Annotated in this window: 3 protein-coding genes; all 3 read left to right on the top strand. The window is 63.6% G+C overall.

Translation table 11 applies throughout. The features are described 5' to 3' along the window. The first annotated feature begins 80 nt into the window (after positions 1 to 80). On the top strand, positions 81 to 503 hold the full coding sequence (gene tnpA, locus ABIC09_RS37360; protein WP_354112429.1) for an IS66-like element accessory protein TnpA: 423 nt from the start codon (positions 81 to 83) through the stop codon (positions 501 to 503). Beyond that, positions 500 to 853, top strand: coding sequence for an IS66 family insertion sequence element accessory protein TnpB (gene tnpB, locus ABIC09_RS37355; RefSeq protein WP_354112428.1), 354 nt, complete (start codon positions 500 to 502; stop codon positions 851 to 853). Before tnpA ends, tnpB begins: the two co-directional genes overlap by 4 nt. A 69-nt stretch (positions 854 to 922) precedes the next feature. Next, a partial coding sequence (tnpC, locus tag ABIC09_RS37350) for an IS66 family transposase (RefSeq protein WP_354112427.1) occupies positions 923 to 2,241 on the top strand: 1,319 nt, incomplete at its 3' end.

Here is a 2,241-nt window from a genome sequence, read left to right as displayed (position 1 = left end):
CGTAAGCGCGAAGCCGATACCCTTGCTTCAGAATCCGAATGAACGTGCGAAGAAGCCTCCGGCTTGGACGGAGGTTTGGGATGGGATTGGACAGCAAAAAGGACGTCCATTTGGACGGCTCATCGGGAGGGCGGGTGAGCCGGCTGGAGGTGCTTGAAGGACCGTCGGGACGCCGCGTGCGTTCGGAGGCCGAGAGAGCTCGGATCGTGGCCGAGAGTCTACTACCGGGTGCCCAGGTGTCCGAGGTGGCGCGCAAGCACGGAGCGACGCGCTGGCAGATTTACGATTGGCGGCGGCGGTTTCGACGGCGAGGCATGTTGCCGCCGCGCGAGGCATCGCAGTCGGCATTCGCGCCGCTAGTCGTGGAAGGTGCGTTGGAGGAGCGTCAGGTTCCGGCGATCAAGCTTGAGATCGCGATCGGCGATGTCGTGCTGCGGACGGACCCCGCCATAGATGGCGAGCAGCTGTCCCGTGTGATCCGCGCGATGCGAGCGTCACGATGATCGCGGCCGGTGCCGATCTGAAGATTTACATCGCGACGCGGCCCATCGACTTCCGCTGTGGCCACGATGGGCTTGCGGCGAAGGTGCAGGAGATGCTTCGTCTCGACCCGTTCAGCGGCGCAGCTTTCGTGTTCCGATCGAAACGAGCGGACCGGATCAAGATTTTGGTCTGGGATCGAACGGGCCTGGTGTTAATTCACAAGCGCCTCGAAGGCTGCAAGTTCGTTTGGCCAACGATCGCAGACGGCGTGATGCGCATATCGCCAGCGATGTTCGCAGCCCTGTTCGAAGGGCTGGATTGGAGGTTAGTCCGCCCGGAAGAAGCGCGGCGTCCCCAGGCGGCTGGATAACTGCGGCAGATTGACTCGGGAGCTATTTTGAACGTGGCACGCGCCGTGACGATGTGCTCGAAATAGCGCATGAGCATTGCGGCGCTGCGCAACGAAAACGAACGCCTGAAGGCGCTTTTGGCGCAAACGCAGGCGGCCTTGAGCGAGCATCAGGGGGCGCTGGCAGTATCGGAGGAAGCGCGGCGTCGGCTCGAGGTCATTCTCGGGGAATTGCGACGCGAGAAGTTCGGCGCGAAGTCCGAGAAGCTTCGGCCAGATCAGTATCACTTGCCGCTGGAAGACGTGGAGATCGCGCAAGGCATCCTGGACGCGGCGCAGGAGAGAGCCGAGGCTGTGATCCAGGGTCGATCGCGGAGCGTGCCGGAAGGTTCTCATCGCAATCGCGGCTGCTTGCCTGCCCATTTGCCGCAGGTGGAACGGATCATCGAGCCTGCGAGCACGCTGTGTCCGTGCGGTTGCGGTGCCATGACGAAGATCGGCGAGGACGTCAGCAAACGCCTCGACGTGATCCCGGCGCAATGGCGGGTGTTGGTCACGCGCCGCCCGAAATACATCTGCCGCCGCTGCTCGGGCCCCGTCGTGCAGGCCCACGCGCCGGAGCACGTCGTGCCCAGTGGACTGCCGACCGAAGCGGCGATTGCGCACGTGATCGTCTCCAAGTTCGGCGACCATACGCCGTTTTACCGTCAGGCCGAGATCTATGCGCGCCAGGGGATCCGACTTGATCGGGCGACACTGGGCAACTGGTCCGGCCGCGCCTGCTTCCATCTTCAGCCGATCGCGGACCACATGCGCCGCCGCCTGGCCATGGCGGATCGTCTGTTCATGGATGAAACCACGGCGCCGGTGCTCGATCCCGGGCGTGGCCAAACCAAAAAAGGCTACTTCTGGGCGATCGTCTCCGACGACCGCGGCCACAGCGGCCCAAGTCCGCCGATCGTGCTGTTCCGATATGCCCCCGGTCGCAGCGGCGCCTTCGCGGAGCAGTTCCTGGATGGCTTTGGCGGACGCTTCCTGCAATGCGATGCCTATGACGGTTATGACCGGCTGACCGAAGTCGTTCGACCGCAGGGGCCATGGACACTCGTGCATTGCTGGAGCCATTTGCGCCGGCGCTTCGTCAAATTGGCCCGTAACAGCAAATCGCCGATTGCCGAGGCCGCCGTTCGGCACATCGCACAGCTTTACGCCATCGAAGCCATGGTACGCGGCTCATCGCCGGACATCCGGCTGGCCGCGCGCAAGGAGCATTCGCTGCCCATGGTCGCCGCGTTAAAGCCTTGGTTCGAGAAGCAGCTGTCGATGATCTCCAGCGGTTCGACGCTCGCCGAGGACATCCGCTACGCGCTCAATCACTGGCAAGGGCTGACCCGCTTCCTCGAAGACGG

It is taken from the genome of Bradyrhizobium sp. S3.12.5 (assembly GCF_040548225.1).
GTDB lineage: Bacteria > Pseudomonadota > Alphaproteobacteria > Rhizobiales > Xanthobacteraceae > Bradyrhizobium > Bradyrhizobium cytisi.
The sequence above is the reverse complement of the archived record's forward strand: the minus strand, read 5'-3'. Positions and strand labels throughout refer to the sequence as shown.